Raw genomic sequence first — 17632 nt, 5'->3', positions numbered from 1 at the left:
AAAAAGCTTTATGTTTAAAGCTTTTTTCTTTTTTGCTTATCTAAAAACTATTGCGATTGCTAGAATCCAGTTAAGAACAGAAACTACAAGTCCTACGATATTGAGAATTTTTTCTGTTTTATAGTCCAGTCCAGATTCTTTTTGGTATGAAAAAGCCAAGACCAATCCTATAATCCCCAAAATCAGACCCACTATTGGAGATAGCAAACCAAGGACGATAGATAAGATACCTAAAATAAGTGAAGGTTTTTTCTTTTGTTGTGAATTCATATTATAAAATCTCCTTAAATTTAATATAAATGATGATACCTTAAGATACTAGCTTTATCTACCATTCGACAGATTTTAATAGAATGTTAACTCGTCTTCACTTTCCCTTTCCAAGAATCTAGTCCATAAGAAAGAATATAAATCTCAGAGAAACCTTGTTTTTTCAAATAAAGTGCTGCATTGGTCACTCGTTGTCCACGTTGATTTTCGTAGAGAAGGACAGGTTTATCCTTGCGAAGGGCTGCAAGGCTTGACTTCAACTGATTTGAAGGAATATTGCGAGCTCCGAGGATATGTTTTCTGTGAAATTCTGCTGGTTCACGGACATCAATCAATTGCCCTTTTCGAATCAAGGCTTCAAATTCTGCATTATCCACTATCTTAGCCGCACGACGAATACGAAGGTAGTTATACCCCATCCATGCCGCCATCGCTAGTACGATTCCCCACAAAACCCAAATTGTCATAAGTTCTTATCTCCATTTTTCTCTATGTAGTCTAATTCTATCTTGTGCTCTCTACGAAGAACAGCTTCCGCTTCTAGGTAATCTAGCTTGTCCATGAGACCTGCATCATAAATCCGAGAGAGTTCGAGCTTCATCAGTTCAATATCATACAAACGCTTCCCCATGTAAACAATAATGCCAAATTGTTTGAGAAATTGCTGCACATCATAGAATGTTTTCATAGCTTCCATTCTAACAGATTTTAGACTTTTTTTCAATACTGGACCGGTTCTTTCCCCCTATTTTCTTCGTCTTCATTGCCCATTCTTCCGCAAGTATGGTACAATAAAAACATGAGAATTCAACAACTACACTATATTATCAAAATCGTCGAAACTGGCTCTATGAATGAGGCAGCCAAGCAACTCTTTATCACCCAACCCAGTCTCTCTAATGCTGTTCGAGACTTGGAAAATGAAATGGGCATTGAAATCTTTATCCGCAATCCCAAGGGAATTACCTTGACGCGTGATGGGATGGAGTTTCTCTCCTACGCTCGTCAAGTTGTCGAGCAAACTCAGCTTCTGGAGGAACGTTATAAAAATCCTATCGCCCACCGCGAACTTTTCAGCGTTTCCTCTCAGCACTATGCCTTTGTAGTCAATGCCTTTGTCTCTCTGCTCAAGAAAAGTGATATGGAGAAATACGAGCTCTTCCTTCGTGAAACTCGGACTTGGGAGATTATCGATGACGTCAAGAACTTCCGTAGCGAGGTCGGTGTCCTCTTTTTAAACAGCTACAATCGTGATGTTTTAACGAAAATGCTGGATGACAATCACCTGCTAGCCCACCACCTCTTTACCGCTCAACCCCATATCTTTGTCAGCAAGACCAACCCTCTAGCTAAAAAAGACAAGGTCAAACTGGCTGATTTGGAAGACTTTCCTTATCTGAGTTATGACCAGGGGACGCACAACTCCTTCTACTTTTCAGAGGAGATTCTTTCACAAGAGCACCACAAGAAATCCATCGTAGTCAGTGACCGTGCCACCCTCTTTAATCTTTTGATTGGTTTGGATGGTTACACCATTGCAACAGGGATATTGAACAGCAACCTCAACGGAGACAATATCGTTTCCATTCCACTGGACATTGACGACCCGATTGAACTAGTCTATATCCAACATGAAAAAACCAGCCTGTCTAAGATGGGCGAACGCTTTATCGAATACTTACTAGAAGAAGTTCAATTCGATAATTAATAGAAAAATGAAAAAGGGAAAAAGAAAAAGTTAGGAAATAAAAAGTGAAAAAGATACTACTGACCAGTGCTTTAATCCTTTCAATCGCAGGATTAGCACCCGCATCCGTCTTAGGAGAAGAAAACACAACTCAATCCACATCTGCTGTCAAGGAAGCAATTGCCAAAGAAGAAAAGAAAGAGTCGAGTGTTGAGGAAAACTCTAAATCAGAAGTTCTTCCTAAAGTAGATGTGCAAGAAGACAAGCCCAAAAAAGAAGGATGGTACCAAGAAAATCATCACTGGCGCTTTTACCAAGATGATAAACCTGCTTTGAACTGGAAACAAATCCAAGGCAAATGGTACTACTTCGATCAAGATGGTAATCGTCTTCATTCTACTGTCTACAAAGGTTATGCCTTTGACCAAGATGGTGTCATGACAGAAAATAGCTGGACCAAACTGGACAATCAATGGTATTATGCTGATTCCTCTGGACGACTTGCTCAGAACACCTGGAAAAAAATCAATGGTTCTTGGTATTATTTTGACCAAACTGGAAGCATGCTCAGCAACACTGCCGTTGACGGCTATCTGCTCACAAAAAGCGGGGCTATGGCGGAAAAGGGCTGGACAAAATTAGATCAAATTTGGTACTATGTCGCTCCTTCTGGAAAGATCTCGCAGGATAAATGGGAGAAAATCAACGGTTCTTGGTATTACTTTGACAAAGACGGTGGAATGCTGAGTGCGACAACCTTCAAGGGCTACCTCTTCAACCAGAGCGGAGCTATGGCAGAAAACAACTGGGTCAAAATCAAGGATACTTGGTTCTATGCGAACGGGTCAGGGAGATATGTCCAAGAAAACTGGCAAAAGATTCAAGGTTCCTGGTACTCATTTGACCAGAATGGTGGGATGCTAGCAGACAAATGGAAAGAAAGCTACTACCTTAAAACCAGTGGAGCCATGGCGGAGAATGAGTGGATCTTCGATAAAGCCTACAAGAGCTGGTTCTATCTAAAAGCGGATGGTCGTTATGCAAATCAGGAGTGGATTGGAGCATACTACCTCAAGTCAGGTGGTTACATGGCAAAGAGCGAATGGATTTACGATAACTCTGACAAAGCACGCTACTACCTAGATGATAATGGACATTATGTTTCAGGAACTTACAAGATAGACGGTAAGGAACACCTGTTCCAAAAATACGGCCAATGGATTTCTGAAGTTTCAACTGAAGGTGGATTTGTAAAAGGCCAATACAGCAATACCATTTTCCTAGATCCTGGGCATGGTGGTCGAGATTCAGGTGCCTTTTACTACAATGTAGCTGAAAAAGATCTCAACATGCAGATTTACCGTAAGCTTCGTAGTAAGTTGGAAGAACTAGGTTACAAGGTCCTCACTTCTCGTGATAGTGATATTGACGTTGATTTTGTTACCGAACGTTCTCGTATGGTTAATAAAACCAACTCGGATATTTTTATCAGTATTCACTTCAACGCTACTGGTAATACCTACTCAAAAGCGAGCGGTATTCAAACCTACTCCTATAGCGATGAACCTGATTATCCAAGTAAGATTAATAAATACTGGCACAATCACCCAGATCGTATGAGTGAAAGCAAACGCCTCGCCACTGCCATCCACTCCTCTCTCCTAGCAGAAACAGGGGCCAAAGACGCTGGTCTGTTGGAGAGCAGCTATGCCGTACTACGCGAAACAGCCAAACCAGCCGTTCTCCTAGAACTTGGTTATATGGATAATTTCTCCGAAAACCAACAAATTAGAGATAGCCACTACCAAGATAAACTGGTCGCAGGCATCGTAAAAGGGATTCAAAAATATTACGCTGGTCCGTAAAAAAAGTCTCGAGAAATCTCGAGACTTTTTTATTTATCTTCTTTTTTATCCTTATCAGGAAAGAGGTAGCCAAGTCCTACACAAGCTAGCACACCGGCACCAATCACCAAACCACTTGAAATGGGCAAGAGATCAAAAATAGCATTTGCAATGATAAAAGCAATAATTAAGCACATCAGACTAGCCTTATAGTCTTTTTTCAAAAGATTTTCTAGAGTGAAATAGAGGAATAAGCCAACTGGAATCAGTGACCAGAGGTTGACATCCAAACTTGGCCATCCAACAGATCCGAAATACAATACTAGCGCTGCTGCTACTAAAAATACAAGTCCCAATAATTTTTTCATTTTTTTGTCTCCATTTTCTTTTTTTGGTTCTTGAGTTGTCTGATACTGACCCCTCACGTCCCTTACATGAATCATTATAGCAGAGGAATTTTTCAAGAACAAGCCCTTTTGCCTATCTGGTCAATATCTCTGTCTAAGTGGTTGAGTATTTGTAACAAAAGAAAAAGAAGCCCTAATGGGCTTCTTGATTCTGCCGATTGCAACAGTATTTTTGAACGAATACCATCTAGTTTTTCTTTTCCTTTGGCTCTAGAGAAGATTTGATTGATTCACGATCTGCTTGTAGTTGAGCTAAGTTCTTTTCTGCTTCCTCAAGTTTACTGGTATCTGGTTTCACACGATAATAAACATTTTCTGGTTTCATTAACATCGCTTCATATTGTTGTCCAGAAAAAAGTCTTTCCTCAGCATGATTACTTTTATCCGTAATCTTTCCATCATCCCCAGGTTGCATAACAACTCCACTTGGCACAGCTACTACTACAAATCCTCCAGCAACAGAATCTTTTACCCATGCACTAATAGACGCTGTCTCAGGGTTACGACTATCTTGACCTTTTGATACCTTTAATCCAACTACAGATTCGTACTTTTGATCATTTGTAAACCAAGTCGCACGTACCTCTCCAGAATCATTAATAATGTATTCATTACCAGATTGACTACGCCAAGTACCTTCTAAACTAGACAAATCATTGTTCTTGATTGCTTCAATATCTAGTTTTGGAACAGCAGTTTCTTTCTTGAACTTGCTAACAAGTGCTTCTGCTTCCGTAATTTTGGTATCTAAAGCAGTCAGTTGATCCTTGAGTTTTTGAATTTCCTCTTGTTTATCCTTATCAGTCTCATCTGTTTTTCCTTGGCTTGTAGACGATTTACTTGTTGACTCTGTAGTTGAAACAGCAGACGATGTTTGATTTGACTCTTTCTTTCCAATCAGAAGATATGAGAAAATACTTACCAAGATGAGAGTGACTAAAACAGAGAGTGCTATGCCAATATAGATTTTTATATTTTTATTCGGAGCCGACTTTGATTCAGACCGCTTAGGTCCATTGATCTCTTCAAATTGTTTTTCCCGTTCTTTCTTATTCATAATTTTCTCCTTTTTGATTGATATTCAGGCAAGCTTACGATACTTCATTCGTTACTATCCATGAACTTTTATGACTTTTAAAAAAAAATCCAAGCAAAAATTTCTAGAATAAATAACTATCAAAATATCTCTAGATTGGTATCAAAACAAGTATTTATTACAATACATTATACCACAAAATATAAACAACCGTTTGTATTTATATTTTTATAAGCCAAAGAAATGGATTTTAAACAGAACCCATCTCCATTAGAAAAAGCCTGTCCTGTGACAAGGCTTTTACATATATCTCTTTAAAATCTCCTATTTTCATAGAAATCTAAATAATATATTTATAAATCAATATTTTCACAAAACTATGTCATCACCTCACTATCTAATCTCAGTACTTAAAGCATTTTTTCTATAGCTTTTGTCTTAATCTTTATTTTTTCTCTTCAATCCAAGAAAAGCTCCTACTATAAACATGATTCCGGCAGCTAATAGTGTCTGGGCTCCGCTTGCTGTTCCGGTTTTTGGCAACTGATTAGGATTGTTACTAGTTGATTTACTATTGATGTTAGTATTTTTATTAGTTAAGTTCCCTTGTTCATTTAGATAAACGTTCTTGTCAATTTCAAAGTTTTTATCATTTTCATCAGAAACAATACTGTTGACATCATTAGTTGAATCAGATTGTGTTTTTTCTTTCTTTTTCGATACATCAAAAGTAGGTTTATTTTCCTCCTCCTTTTTCTCCTCTATTTTCTTGAATACAGGTTTTATAAAGGTATCTTTTGATAGATTAAGAACATAGCCGGCGTCTTTTTTCCCTTCGAAACCAGAAATTTCCCAACCATCAAATTGGTATCCTTTTTCTAATTCACCCTTATAGACAGGTAACATAAAATCTTCTTCCGACACTATCGTTGAACTCATTTCTTTTCCATTTTGAATGGTTACAGTTACCCTATGAGGTTTTAGTTCACTTACCTCTCCCGTATCTTTGTTTAAAATGAATTCTTTTACGGTTGTATTTCTTGCGAAATCTTTTACAACAATCTTAATGTTTAGTGTCTTATCTGTTAGTTGTTTAATATCATCAAATGATTTGTATTCTTTTCCATTTACATAAATATGTTGTTCTTGAATCTCACCATCGAATCCATTATTTCTTTTATCATTGATGTTAAAGACTACAGATTTTCCGTTAGCATATTCGATACTTGTATTTCCCTTAGGATCAATGTTTACTTCTGGTTTTACATTATCATATAAAAATTGATAGTGTACTCCAACCGCTTTCGCATTCAAATCGCTATAGCCAGTTTGAAGATAAACATTTCCATCCATATCTGTTACCTTATCTGGAAATCCGTTTGCTTTATAGTCTTTCATTCCCCAGTCCATGATGTCACCGTCTTTAACATTAAGCTTAATGTTAAAATCTCTAGTGTTATCAATGTGTAAATCTCCATAGATTAAATAATTATCTACAACAGATTCATTAACTCTCAACTCCCAGTTAAAACCACCCTTATCAGAAATCTTACCTCTTAAATAAAATTCTGGATTTCGTACATAAATTTTATTAGATTTAGATGGATTAAAGTAGTTCTTGTCCATTGAGAGGTTTACTGGTTTTGCATCAATAAATAACGTAGAGCCATCTTCTTTAATAGCTTCTACATTGGACTTATCCTCTCCTGTGTACTCTTTACCATCTTTACCAAATAATACCAGTTTAGAAGGATCTGTTACAAGATTGCCATCTTTATCGATTGCCTCCCCTTTATCATTCATTTTAAATGTAAACACTTGATATCTTACAATGTTAAAGCCGTCCAAAGCCGACATTAATACTGATTGAGTACTTCTTCCATCTTCAACATTTCTACTATCAGCATAAATTGTTGTTTCTGATAAGACTCTTAGATTAGGATTGGCCTTTTGGATTTTTGCTATATCTTCCTGGCTATAAACTCCATTCCCTTCTAACATATCCGTTTTTCCAGGATTATAGGTAGTCACTTTTAGTGCATAGCCTTTTCTCAGAATGATATTATCCTTTAACAGATATTGTTGTTTTTCTGAATCAGCATAGATTTTACCAGATTCCATGTCCGTTAAATTGTTTGGTTTGTTTTTTGAGAGATCTCCTTCTCCTAATTCTATTACATTCCCATAACTTGATGCATACGGATATTCTGCTTTAGTTTCCTTATTTTTTTCAGGCATTCTAATTTTAGTTTCAGCTTTTATCTGACCATCATCTTTGACAAAAAACCTCATATCTCCTGCAAAAGCTAATCCATCCACAATATCATTAATATTAGCGTATAAATCAAATGTCATCGTTTTTGAGTGGGAATCATACTTGGTCGTTTTGATTTCTATCGATTTATAATTATTGCCATAATATACCTTGGCATTTTTAGAAACATTACTGATCTTTCCAAGAATTTCAAAGTGTCCATCTTTAGACGGGTTTAGAATGCCATAAATTTTTGATTTGATTTCATCAAGTTTTTCAGTTTCATATTGTAAGGCACTACCATCGTCATAAGCAATGATATTTCCCTTATCATCGTATTTATAATCGTATTCCTCTATTCTCTTACCAGTTTCACTTGTAAAGTCATCAACTTCTCTGAATTTCTTTTTAATGAGTTTCTTTAAGTCTTTACTTTCAAAATCTCTAATTGTTGAAATAGTTTTATGAATAGTCAAGCTAGATTTTTCTTCGGTAGCCTCTTCATTTTCTTGATGATGTTCTACTTCCGTTGTATCTTTTTTAAGACTATCCTCTTTTCTATTTTCTAAATTTTTAAATTTAGATTCGGGAATCTCGCCAAGCTTTTGGTATTTAGATGAATCTTGATCAGGATCTACTAGATAATAGGAAATCATCCCCTTTTCATCAGCATGATCAGCAAATTTAATTCTATGAATCTTTGTGAAATTGCTAGAACCGTCTAATGCAATCACTTCAATGATTTTGCCTCTTAAATCTCCTGCACCTTTAATTTCATAAATGGTATTTCCGTCTTTGTCAAGTTTCCTATTTCTTCCTTGACCCTCACCTGCATAAGTGACTTCAAGATTTTTCTCAACCTCTCCATCTTCATTAACAAGAGCGGCCCCAGCATACCAAACTTCGTTGGCAATCTCGTCAAATTTTTCAGGATGTTCTTTTTGATCTCTCGCAAATAACGTTTCATTCTTGTATTGCTCTTTGACCTTGTGATAAGTATCCTTTGTAATTAACTTAATTTTTTCAGGGTTTGAAAAATCAATTGAAACAATCTTTGGAGGTGTGTTATCAATTTTTACAGGAATATAGGAAACCTGCCATGGGTAATCCTTGGTTAATCTATATTTAAATTTATAGAAATATTGGCCTTCCGCAATCGGTTCAAATTGTCCTCGTATCTTAGTAGCAGGATCTTTTTTGTCATTACTTTCTGGGGCATTTTCTTCTCTACCTCTAGGGTTATAAATGAGTCCATCCCATTTCAAGTCACCCCAAACTTTTAGTTTAGATGATTTGATTCCTTTTGCATCATTTCTTTTAGAGTTTAAAATTCCTTTAATAAAGTGTTCTCTCGAAATGACTTTTAAGTCTTTTTGATTTTCTCCTTCTTTATTTGTATTTACTATTGAAATCACCCCTTCTTCTGCACTTCTTAATACAAGTGGAGAAGGCGTTAATCCTCTCTCAAGTTGAGCATCTTGAGGATTTCCATTTGAATCTAAAGGATAGATTTTAGCAATATTAGAGCCACTTGATGAAGGTGCGTTGATTCCTTCGTTATTGAAAGCAAATAATTCTGGATTTTGATCTAGGGATGTTGTATTTTTATCTTTTCTATTTTGGATAACTCCTGCTGGATTAAATTTATCTATACCATGTTCTCCACCAATCCCCTTATTTAAGGTACCTGGAATTTTTGGTTTACCATCATCATCATAACCTTCCATTGCTTTTGATTTTGATCCTTCTTCCCAGGCCCATTTATCAAGGATTGGTTCGTGGTTCCAATTCCCAGCAAATCCCATTAGAGGCATCGATAAAGAAGGTTGGAAGTTTCTTTTCTTCCCGTTGGAGTTTAGAGCTTCCATTTCTTCCACTGACTCAAAATGAATAAATGATTCTACAAATTTATTTTTATTTTTTGCTTCCCCAACATTTATAACCGCATTTAAATCAAAGCTGGAATTTGGACCTATAGTGAAAGTGTCATGCTCAAATGTGATATTTGCTCCTTTGACTTTTTCTGGGTGAATTTCTGGAACAATTTGCTTCCCGTCCGGAGATTTTTCATCTTTATATGTTTCATCGAGTTTTAGCCTATCAGTTAGAGCATCTGTAGTTACAGTTGATGCAGAAACTTTAAAGGTTAAAGGTCTGTTTGAGGTATTGTGAAGCTTAATTGTAAAGTATTTTTTATCACCTTTTATTTCTTTAAGAGAAATGGAACCATATGAATTTACCAAACCTTTAGAATCTGTATTTTTGAAAGTTGCTACAACTTCATTTCTCAAAGCGTTGGCAACATTAATTAGACCTGCTCCCTGTTGTCTAGGTGATGCAAAGTATTGACTCTTTTCTTTCCAAGAGGTTGCATCCATCATCGGTCTTGCAGTATTTTGTAAGGCTATTTTTGTAAGACTTGTAAGGTCTATTTTGTCATCTCCCTTAAGATTTTTCAAGACAGGTCTTTCAAGCAATTCCTTTAATTTTGGTCGAATCAAAACAGTAGAAGCTGCTACGATTGGAGTTGCCATACTAGTTCCTGACATATAACCATAAGTGGATTTACCATTGATAACATTTAGAGTGGATTTAATATTTTTACCAGGTGCTGAAACATCCGGTTTTAAAAGCAAGTCTGTTCTTGGCCCCCAAGATGTAGACCCTGCTGGGACTATAATATCTTCTTTATAAAGTTCTTTGTCTGTGTCAGCTGCAAATTTAAAGTCAATTTCTTTTTCATCACCTACATTCGGTTTATTAGAATTATAGCTTTCCATATCAATTGGATAGTATTGTTCTAAGTTATCTTTAAAATCTTCCTTATTATTTCTTTTGACTTCAGTTTTTTTATCAGGGTTAATCATGTTCCATAATTTTACACCATCATCTCCTGAAATTGAAAATACTTGACTTTTAGTCCCTTCATCCGCTTCATATCCCATAGCTGGAAGGTCTGTCCAATTATCTCTATTGTAGTAATTTACAGTATTTACAACCATAATGGCACGTGCGCCTTTATCCATAGCTCTTTTAAAAGCATCTTTTAAATCCTTGGTATAAATTCTATCCATTACTGCAATTTTGCCCTTAAGATCCAAGCCTATCAAATCCTGGTCTTGACCTTTGCCTATATATACAAATTTTAATTTATTTGGAGTTTTTGACCCATCCTCATTGGTTAGGATTTTATTTTTATCGAAAAAAGCTCCTATATTTCTGTATTTAAAACTTTGTCCTCCAATGTTAACTTTATCAAATTCAACTGTCTGATTTTTAGCAGAAGCGACCGCTATCGCATCTTCATGTGCTGCAGTTCGCGTTACATTTCCAGTGTCGGTCATTTTCAGATTATTATTTGCCACTAAATCCCATGAAGAACTTGAAGCAGAAGTCGCAAAATTACCTGTAGCAACAACCATTGGGATTCCAGCTTTTCTTAATGCTCTAATAGCCTCCCAATATTTCTCGCCTACAAGACCTGTTCCCGTAAAGCCAGATGATACCGAAACAACATCGACATTGTGTTTGATCGAATCTTCAATAGCATGAAACATTGTTTCATCACCCGCAAACCCAGATCCTGCGTCAGAGTACATTTTATAAGAGAAAATTTGTGCATTAGGCGCAATTCCATCTATGCCATTAAAGTTCTTGATGTCTTTTTCAGTATCATTTCCAGCAAGAATCCCTGCAATATGCATCCCATGTGGGTCAAAATAATCCCTTCCATCATCATATTTTTCTACAGTGATTTTACCACCATTATAATAATTGAACGCATGAGGGATTTTATCACTCAACCAATAATTTTTATCAGTGCCTTTTAAGTCATCTTTTTTAAATTTCATCGAGTCTTTGGCATCATCATCGATTCTCATAGCCTTATGCCTATAATCTGTTCCAGTATCGATATTTGAAATAACCATACCTCTACCATCAAAATTTTTCCCAAATGGAGCATTAATAGACTTTAGGTAATCAATAGCTTCCTCAACTCCAATTTCCTTTCTGGCATGATTCATCATTGGTTGGACTTTTTGTGATCGTTCAACCGACGAAACACCTTCTATTTGTTTAATTTTGTCCAAATTATCTGGAGTTGTTTCAATGGCAGCGCCATTAAAAATCGTATTATAGGTATATAAAACTTTTGTATCCTTAAGATTGGATAGTTCCTTGATTGCTTTTTCTCCAGATTCTTTATCTTTAAATTCAGCAATATAGACAAGTTTATCTTCTTTTTTCGGATTTTCTGTATCTTTATTTACAAATGAGTCCGCATCATCTCCTTTGGGTTGCTTGGAGTCTTCTTTGATACTTGCTCCTTCGTTACTAGTTTTTTTGTCTATCTCAGACTTTCTACTAACAACCTCTTTTTCCTCAATAACTGTTGTCTTCTTCTCCTCAATATCCTTTGAAGTTTCTATAACATTATGAATATCTTCAGATTGTTCATTGTTTTCTGTTTCTTTATCTGCTACTACTTTTTCTTTACCAGAAATTTTTAAAGCATCTTCAGAACTAGGTGCATCTGCTACTACTTTTTCTTTATCAGAAATTCTTAAAGCATCTTCAGAACTAGGTGCATCTGCTAAAATTACCTCATTGGGGGCATATGCTGCTAAAATAACTGCAGCAGTAGTTAATGACAATACCGTACTTTTTTTCATTATAATTCCTTCATTTTTTATTTTAAACCCAATAGATAGAAAACTTTAACCTTGCTAGCCTTTGTTATAAAAAGTTTTATGACGTATTATCTAGTGGGATAGAGTAGTACATTTATATATAATTGTTAGCTCTCTGAAAAATAGTATATCAATTAAAAAATTTTAAGTCAAGAAAAATTAACACGCATTAATTTTTTTTTTAATGTACATTAAAAAATATAAACCCAAAACTTTCGTAGTTAACTGGGATACATTATCAGCACATTCACACCATCAAAAATAGTAGCAATTAACTGGAATAACTACCAAAATCGCAAAAAGGGGTATGGATAGAATTTATGCCTTAATAAACATGCAAAAACAACCGCTATAATTTTCAACGGTTGTTTGTAACATATTTAATTTTTAACTCTCATCCTATCTTATCTCTTACGAACCCGCACTTTCGTAGGCATCCAAGCCCCTATCCCAGAGTTTTAAAGAAATAACAAAGAAAACAAGGGAAATCAACATCAACCCACCAATGTTAAAGAGCCCGTCTTTGTCCTGCAAGAAATAGCTGGCAGGATAGTAGGCCGTAAAGGCGAAAGGCACGATAAAGCTAATCAACCAACGAAGAAGCGAATTATAAATGGAAATCGGATACTTGGCAAAGTCATTAAACATATAAAAAATGTAAATCATGGCGCCTGACTGCTTGGTCCAAAAAGCGATACTGGCAGTCGCGATTTTCAAGGAAGTATAGATTAAGGTCGCAAAAGGAATGCAGACTAGAAAAATCAGGAATTTTGGAAGAGTCCAAGCAATGCTTGATACTGTTGTCGCTAGTAAAATTCCACCGACCAATAGTTCGCCCAAGGCATCAATCTGAAAGGTCTCAACCAAGATGTGAAAGAGAGGATTGATAGGACGCGTCAGGTACTTGTCAAACTCTCCTTTTCGCACCAAACGTTGCCCCAGAGCCCAGAGATTGTCAAAAAAGAGATGATCTAGTCCCTTGGGAATTAAGGAAAATCCATAGATAAAGGCGATTTCTTGAAAAGTCCAGCCTTCTAAGGAAGGAATGTGTTGAAAGAGCACATTGAGAAACAAGAGGTTCAGGCCTTGAGTCAGAAAAACTCCTAACACGCCCACCACAAAATCGACCTTGTATTCCATGATTTGCTTGATGTATTGTCTGATAAAAATCAAATGCATGCGTTGATATTTTTTCATACTAACCTCCTTGAATAGTGATAAAGGACTGGACTCGTTTCCATATCAACTGAGACAAGCCCACCATCACTATGAGCCAGAAGAACTGTAGCAAAAGCGCCTGAAGAATCTGACTGGCATCGTATTTCCCAACAATGATCATAACTGGAGTATAAATCAAAGATGAAAAAGGCAAGAAGGACAAAATATCAGAAACAATCTTTGGAAAGAAAGCCAAGGGAATCAGACTTCCAGACATAAAGGCCACTATAGAAGTCTTGAGTAGATTGGAACCCCATAGATTTTTAAAGACAAAGGCTGAAAATCCAAAGCAGATATTAAAGAAAAAATTGATCAGGTAGGCTAGGGTTAAGCTAAAGAGATAAAGGATGGTTAATCCCAGTACTTCTACAATTCCTTGCCCAGATAAAATTTTCATCAAGACAATGACACTTAAAAATGGCAGTCCAACAGAGATAAAAATCAACCACTTGGATCCAAGCTCGGTGAAGAGGTAAGAGGCCGCAAAATGCACTGGTCGCAACAAGCGCATGATAATGGAGCCATCCTTGACCTCATCACCAATCATAAAGGAAGAATCCGACCTAGTCAGAAGATTAGTCACAAAACTCATGATGATGTAGAGGGTGATATCTGCCATACTGAAGCCCTGAATCAAGGACTCCTGCGAAGAATCAAAGACTGCCTTCCAGAGATAAAAGGCCACAAAAGCCCCCATGACATCGCCAATCCGATAAAGAAGAAAGTTGACTCGATAGGTGATCAACTCCTGAATTCCTGCATTAATAAAGGGTTTATAACGTCTCCACAATTTGACCATCTTAGAGCTCCTTTCGGTAGAAGCGACGGATAATATCCTCGATATCCGTATCCACCATCTTCAAATCGCGAATCTCAAAATCAGACAGGGTTTGCTTGATAATATCAGCTGACTGGTAGCGGGAACTATCAAATTCAATGTTGAGGCAATTTCCTTGTCTATCAATAGTCATATCAGGAAAGCCTTCATAGTGAGAAAGGAGATGACTTTGACCGGGTAGCAGTTCAAAGGAGAGAGTCTTCATCTTGCCAAAAGTTTCCTTGAGCTGACTCACCGTTCCATCAAAAATCTCTTGCCCCTTATCAATCATAAAAATCCGATCACAAAGTTGCTCAATGTCGCTCAAGTCGTGAGTGGTCAAGAGAATAGTGGTCTCTTCCTCTTGATTGATCTGGGTAATGGCCCGACGAATGTTATCCTTAACGGAAACATCCAAACCAATGGTCGGCTCATCTAAAAAGAGAACTTTAGGATTGTGGAGCAAGGAAGCCGCAATATCCGCCCGCATCCGTTGGCCAAGTGAAAGAGTTCGCACAGGGTCTTTGATAAAGTCCTTCAAATCCAAAACTTCATTCAAAAAGTCCATGCGCTTATGGAAGAGCGAGTCTGGCACATCGTAAATCTCTTTTAAGACCGTGTAGGTCTCTTGCAGAGCCAAATCCCACCATAGCTGAGTACGTTGACCAAAGACCACCCCAATATCCTTGACATAGTCTTGACGATTGTCCTGCGGAATCTTGCCGTTAATCCGACAAAAACCAGATGACGGTTTCAAAATCCCTGTCAGCATTTTGATGGTTGTCGACTTCCCAGCACCATTGGCTCCGATAAAGCCTAAAATCTGGCCCTTTGGTACCTCGAAGGTCAAATCCTTGACCGCTTCAAAAGTCTGCTTTTCAGGATGAATAAAGGAGCGCAAAGCCCCCTTCAAGCCTGGTTCCTTAACAGTCTTCACAAAATTTTTCTGAAGATGTTCCACTTCTATCATTGCCATGTCTATCTCCCTGTCGCAAGGAATAGCAACATTGTATTTTTGACTACAAAAATTCTAAATCCTTACTTTTACCCCTTCTACATTTTATTATTACAGAAAGCTTTATACCAACCTATTATAGTCCAATAAAAAATGGAATGCAAGCGTTTGCCTGAAGATTATGAAATTAGAGATTTTACTCTTAAAATAATACTTTTAAACAAAAATTATGGTTTGATATTTTCCTTAAAATACCAAAAAAATCTGCCCAATGGGCAGGGTTTTTGGTAAGAAAAAGAATTTTTTTAATCGAAAAAATTCACGATTCTACTGTTAATCCTTCAGCATTTAATTATTGTCATCAGTCTAAAATTAAAATGATCTCTAAACCATCAATTACTCTTTAAAAAATCTTCAATCTGAGAAACTATTTCATGACTTTGATAATGATAGAGGTCGTGAGGCGCATCCATATAGACGACTTGAACATTAGACTGGTCGCTTGCAAATCTCTCTGCATAACGTTGCCACTCAGATTGGCTAAAGCTAGTACCATCAGCATTAGAAACCATTAGTAAGGCTGGAATTTTCGGATTAATGTTTGAGGGAACTTTCTTGGCATTTTCCTTTACCGTTTGGGATTCATGAAGCATGGCTTGTGACATCAACTGCTTATAAGCTAGAAGTTTATATTGTTTTCGTTCATTTTCGGTCAGAGTTTGATTTTTTATATAAAAAGACTCAGGGAAGTAGCGTAATAAACCAATCTTGCTGCTCCAATAGGCCAACGTAAGTAAGGCCTGATTATCCTTTAAATTCTCATAACTTGACGGCAGTGCCCAATCCAGACCAATCAAGGCTTTCACTTCATCAGGATACTTCTCCTGCCAAGCCAAACTCTCTAGACTAGCCATGGAATGAGACAGAATGATAAACGGCCCTGTGATATTTGCTTGCGAAAGAGCTTGGCGAGTATCAGACAAAACCTCCATCACATCTCTTGAATGATTGCTATCATCACTATAACCATATCCCACCCGCTCCACGATAACTACTTTATACTGTTTCGATAAGGATTCCGATAGTTCTTTAAAATCCAATATAGGAGAAGCAATACCAGCACCTGAGAGAACTACAATAGTCTCAAGACCATCTCCTTCAACGTAAACATTTATTTGATGTCCATTGACGAGAACTTGTTGCCCCATAGGTGTCAGTGAGGCTTCTTCCTTTTCCAAACTGATACGGTGAAAGATGAATGTAGCGAGTAAAAACAAAAGAATGAAACTAAGAATGCCAAGAAACCATTTTTTCAGTATTTTCATAGCATTATTGTACAAAAAATAGGTCCTTTTAGCAACTTAAGATTGGTTCTTCTACAGTATATTCGCTATATATCCAGACACCAAAAAACCTGCCCTTAGGGCAGGTTCTTTCTGTATTGTTCAGCTAGATTAAGCTTTACCTTCTGAACCGAATACGTCGATACGTTCTTCAACTGAGGCTTGGATAGCTTTTACACCGTCAGCCAAGAATTTACGTGGGTCGAAGAGTTTTTTCTTGTCGTATTCTGCTTCGTTTGCTTCGTAGTCACGAGCAAATTTACGAGTTGCGTTAGCGAATGCGATTTGGCATTCAGTGTTAACGTTAACTTTCGCAACACCAAGTTTGATAGCTGCTTGGATTTGCTCATCAGGAATACCTGATCCACCGTGCAATACGATTGGGAAGCCTGGAAGAGCTTCTGTCAATTTTTGCAAGTGGTCAAGGTCAAGACCTTCCCAGTTTGCTGGGTATGGACCGTGGATGTTACCGATACCAGCTGCCAAGAAGTCGATACCAGTTGCAACCATTGCTTTAGCGTCTTCGATTGGAGCCAATTCACCTTTACCGATGATACCGTCTTCTTCACCACCAATAGTACCAACTTCAGCTTCTACTGAGATACCTTTAGCGTGTGCTTTTTCAACAACGTCTTTAGCCAATTTAAGGTTTTCTTCAACTGGAAGGTGTGAACCGTCAAACATGATTGAAGTGTAACCAACTTCGATACACTCAAGTGCATCTTCGTAGTGACCGTGGTCAAGGTGGATAGCTACTGGTACAGTGATACCCATTGACTCAACAAGGTTAGCGATCAAGTTGCGAGCAACTTTGTAACCACCCATGTATTTAGCAGCACCCATTGAAGTTTGGATCAAAACTGGAGCTTTTTTAGCTTCTGCTGCACGCAAGATAGCTTGAGTCCACTCAAGGTTGTTTGTGTTAAATCCACCAACTGCATAACCGTTGTCACGAGCTGCTTGGACAAATTTTTCTGCTGAAACGATTGCCATTTGTCAGGCCTCCTATATATTTTTTGGGACATCCCATTTACATTGTTCATTTTATCACTTTTTGACAAAAAAAGCTAGTTTTTCCCATACTTTAGATTGAATTTCTTCCAACTCAAT

Annotated in this window: 13 protein-coding genes; 2 read left to right on the top strand and 11 right to left on the bottom strand. The window is 37.1% G+C overall.

Annotated features, from left to right (window positions below; all coding sequences use genetic code 11):
* Window positions 1-36: 36 nt before the first annotated feature.
* The 3 genes from MK385_RS05095 to MK385_RS05085 form a co-directional block, all read right to left on the bottom strand.
* Window positions 37-270, bottom strand: a complete 234-nt coding sequence (locus MK385_RS05095; RefSeq protein WP_001088138.1) for a hypothetical protein — start codon at window positions 268-270, stop codon at window positions 37-39.
* An 86-nt stretch (window positions 271-356) separates the two neighbouring features.
* Entirely contained in the window at window positions 357-737 is a 381-nt protein-coding gene (locus MK385_RS05090; protein WP_049485369.1) for a rhodanese-like domain-containing protein, read from the bottom strand.
* Window positions 734-967 (bottom strand): YqgQ family protein, encoded by a 234-nt coding sequence (locus MK385_RS05085; RefSeq protein WP_044135604.1) that lies wholly within the window; start codon window positions 965-967, stop codon window positions 734-736. The genes MK385_RS05090 and MK385_RS05085 overlap by 4 nt, the downstream gene beginning before the upstream one ends.
* A gap of 102 nt (window positions 968-1069) precedes the next feature.
* Here MK385_RS05085 and MK385_RS05080 point away from each other — a divergent pair, with 102 nt between their 5' ends.
* Window positions 1070-1978 (top strand): LysR family transcriptional regulator, encoded by a 909-nt coding sequence (locus MK385_RS05080; protein ID WP_001222578.1) that lies wholly within the window; start codon window positions 1070-1072, stop codon window positions 1976-1978.
* A gap of 44 nt (window positions 1979-2022) precedes the next feature.
* Window positions 2023-3822, top strand: a complete 1800-nt coding sequence (locus tag MK385_RS05075; RefSeq protein WP_000722523.1) for an N-acetylmuramoyl-L-alanine amidase — start codon at window positions 2023-2025, stop codon at window positions 3820-3822.
* Window positions 3823-3851: 29 nt separating this feature from the next.
* On the opposite strand, the gene MK385_RS05070 is transcribed toward MK385_RS05075, so the two are convergent.
* The 8 genes from MK385_RS05070 to MK385_RS05035 all read right to left on the bottom strand — a co-directional run bounded on the left by MK385_RS05070 (window position 3852) and on the right by MK385_RS05035 (window position 17515).
* Window positions 3852-4169 carry a LiaF transmembrane domain-containing protein gene (locus tag MK385_RS05070; RefSeq protein WP_000734665.1) on the bottom strand — a complete coding sequence of 106 codons (318 nt, stop codon included), beginning with the start codon at window positions 4167-4169 and terminating at the stop codon, window positions 3852-3854.
* 226 nt (window positions 4170-4395) lie between these two features.
* Window positions 4396-5265 carry a DUF6287 domain-containing protein gene (locus MK385_RS05065; protein WP_070696904.1) on the bottom strand — a complete coding sequence of 290 codons (870 nt, stop codon included), beginning with the start codon at window positions 5263-5265 and terminating at the stop codon, window positions 4396-4398.
* A 417-nt stretch (window positions 5266-5682) separates the two neighbouring features.
* Window positions 5683-12171 carry a S8 family peptidase gene (locus MK385_RS05060; protein ID WP_247929530.1) on the bottom strand — a complete coding sequence of 2163 codons (6489 nt, stop codon included), beginning with the start codon at window positions 12169-12171 and terminating at the stop codon, window positions 5683-5685.
* Window positions 12172-12600: 429 nt separating this feature from the next.
* Window positions 12601-13386 carry an ABC transporter permease gene (locus MK385_RS05055; RefSeq protein WP_049520929.1) on the bottom strand — a complete coding sequence of 262 codons (786 nt, stop codon included), beginning with the start codon at window positions 13384-13386 and terminating at the stop codon, window positions 12601-12603.
* Window position 13387: 1 nt separating this feature from the next.
* Complete coding sequence (locus tag MK385_RS05050) at window positions 13388-14206, bottom strand: ABC transporter permease (RefSeq protein WP_268725454.1); 819 nt, start codon at window positions 14204-14206, stop codon at window positions 13388-13390.
* A gap of 1 nt (window position 14207) precedes the next feature.
* Complete coding sequence (locus MK385_RS05045; protein WP_268725453.1) at window positions 14208-15200, bottom strand: ABC transporter ATP-binding protein; 993 nt, start codon at window positions 15198-15200, stop codon at window positions 14208-14210.
* A gap of 371 nt (window positions 15201-15571) precedes the next feature.
* A complete protein-coding gene (locus tag MK385_RS05040; protein ID WP_268725627.1) occupies window positions 15572-16504 on the bottom strand; it encodes an alpha/beta fold hydrolase in 933 nt (310 codons plus the stop codon).
* Between the two features lie 129 nt (window positions 16505-16633).
* A complete protein-coding gene (locus MK385_RS05035; protein WP_033688381.1) occupies window positions 16634-17515 on the bottom strand; it encodes a class II fructose-bisphosphate aldolase in 882 nt (293 codons plus the stop codon).
* Between the last annotated feature and the right edge of the window lie 117 nt (window positions 17516-17632).

The organism is Streptococcus oralis (assembly GCF_026782125.1).
GTDB classification, from domain to species: Bacteria; Bacillota; Bacilli; order Lactobacillales; family Streptococcaceae; genus Streptococcus; species Streptococcus oralis_CE.
This window is presented reverse-complemented; position numbering and strand designations above follow the sequence as displayed.

Coding starts and splice junctions, on each gene's coding strand:
- MK385_RS05095 (WP_001088138.1), bottom strand. CDS start 270: ATGAATTCACAACAAAAGAAAAAACCTTCACTTATTTTAGGTATCTTA.
- MK385_RS05090 (WP_049485369.1), bottom strand. CDS start 737: ATGACAATTTGGGTTTTGTGGGGAATCGTACTAGCGATGGCGGCATGG.
- MK385_RS05085 (WP_044135604.1), bottom strand. CDS start 967: ATGGAAGCTATGAAAACATTCTATGATGTGCAGCAATTTCTCAAACAA.
- MK385_RS05080 (WP_001222578.1), top strand. CDS start 1,070: ATGAGAATTCAACAACTACACTATATTATCAAAATCGTCGAAACTGGC.
- MK385_RS05070 (WP_000734665.1), bottom strand. CDS start 4,169: ATGAAAAAATTATTGGGACTTGTATTTTTAGTAGCAGCAGCGCTAGTA.
- MK385_RS05065 (WP_070696904.1), bottom strand. CDS start 5,265: ATGAATAAGAAAGAACGGGAAAAACAATTTGAAGAGATCAATGGACCT.
- MK385_RS05060 (WP_247929530.1), bottom strand. CDS start 12,171: ATGAAAAAAAGTACGGTATTGTCATTAACTACTGCTGCAGTTATTTTA.
- MK385_RS05055 (WP_049520929.1), bottom strand. CDS start 13,386: ATGAAAAAATATCAACGCATGCATTTGATTTTTATCAGACAATACATC.
- MK385_RS05050 (WP_268725454.1), bottom strand. CDS start 14,206: ATGGTCAAATTGTGGAGACGTTATAAACCCTTTATTAATGCAGGAATT.
- MK385_RS05045 (WP_268725453.1), bottom strand. CDS start 15,200: ATGGCAATGATAGAAGTGGAACATCTTCAGAAAAATTTTGTGAAGACT.
- MK385_RS05040 (WP_268725627.1), bottom strand. CDS start 16,504: ATGAAAATACTGAAAAAATGGTTTCTTGGCATTCTTAGTTTCATTCTT.
- MK385_RS05035 (WP_033688381.1), bottom strand. CDS start 17,515: ATGGCAATCGTTTCAGCAGAAAAATTTGTCCAAGCAGCTCGTGACAAC.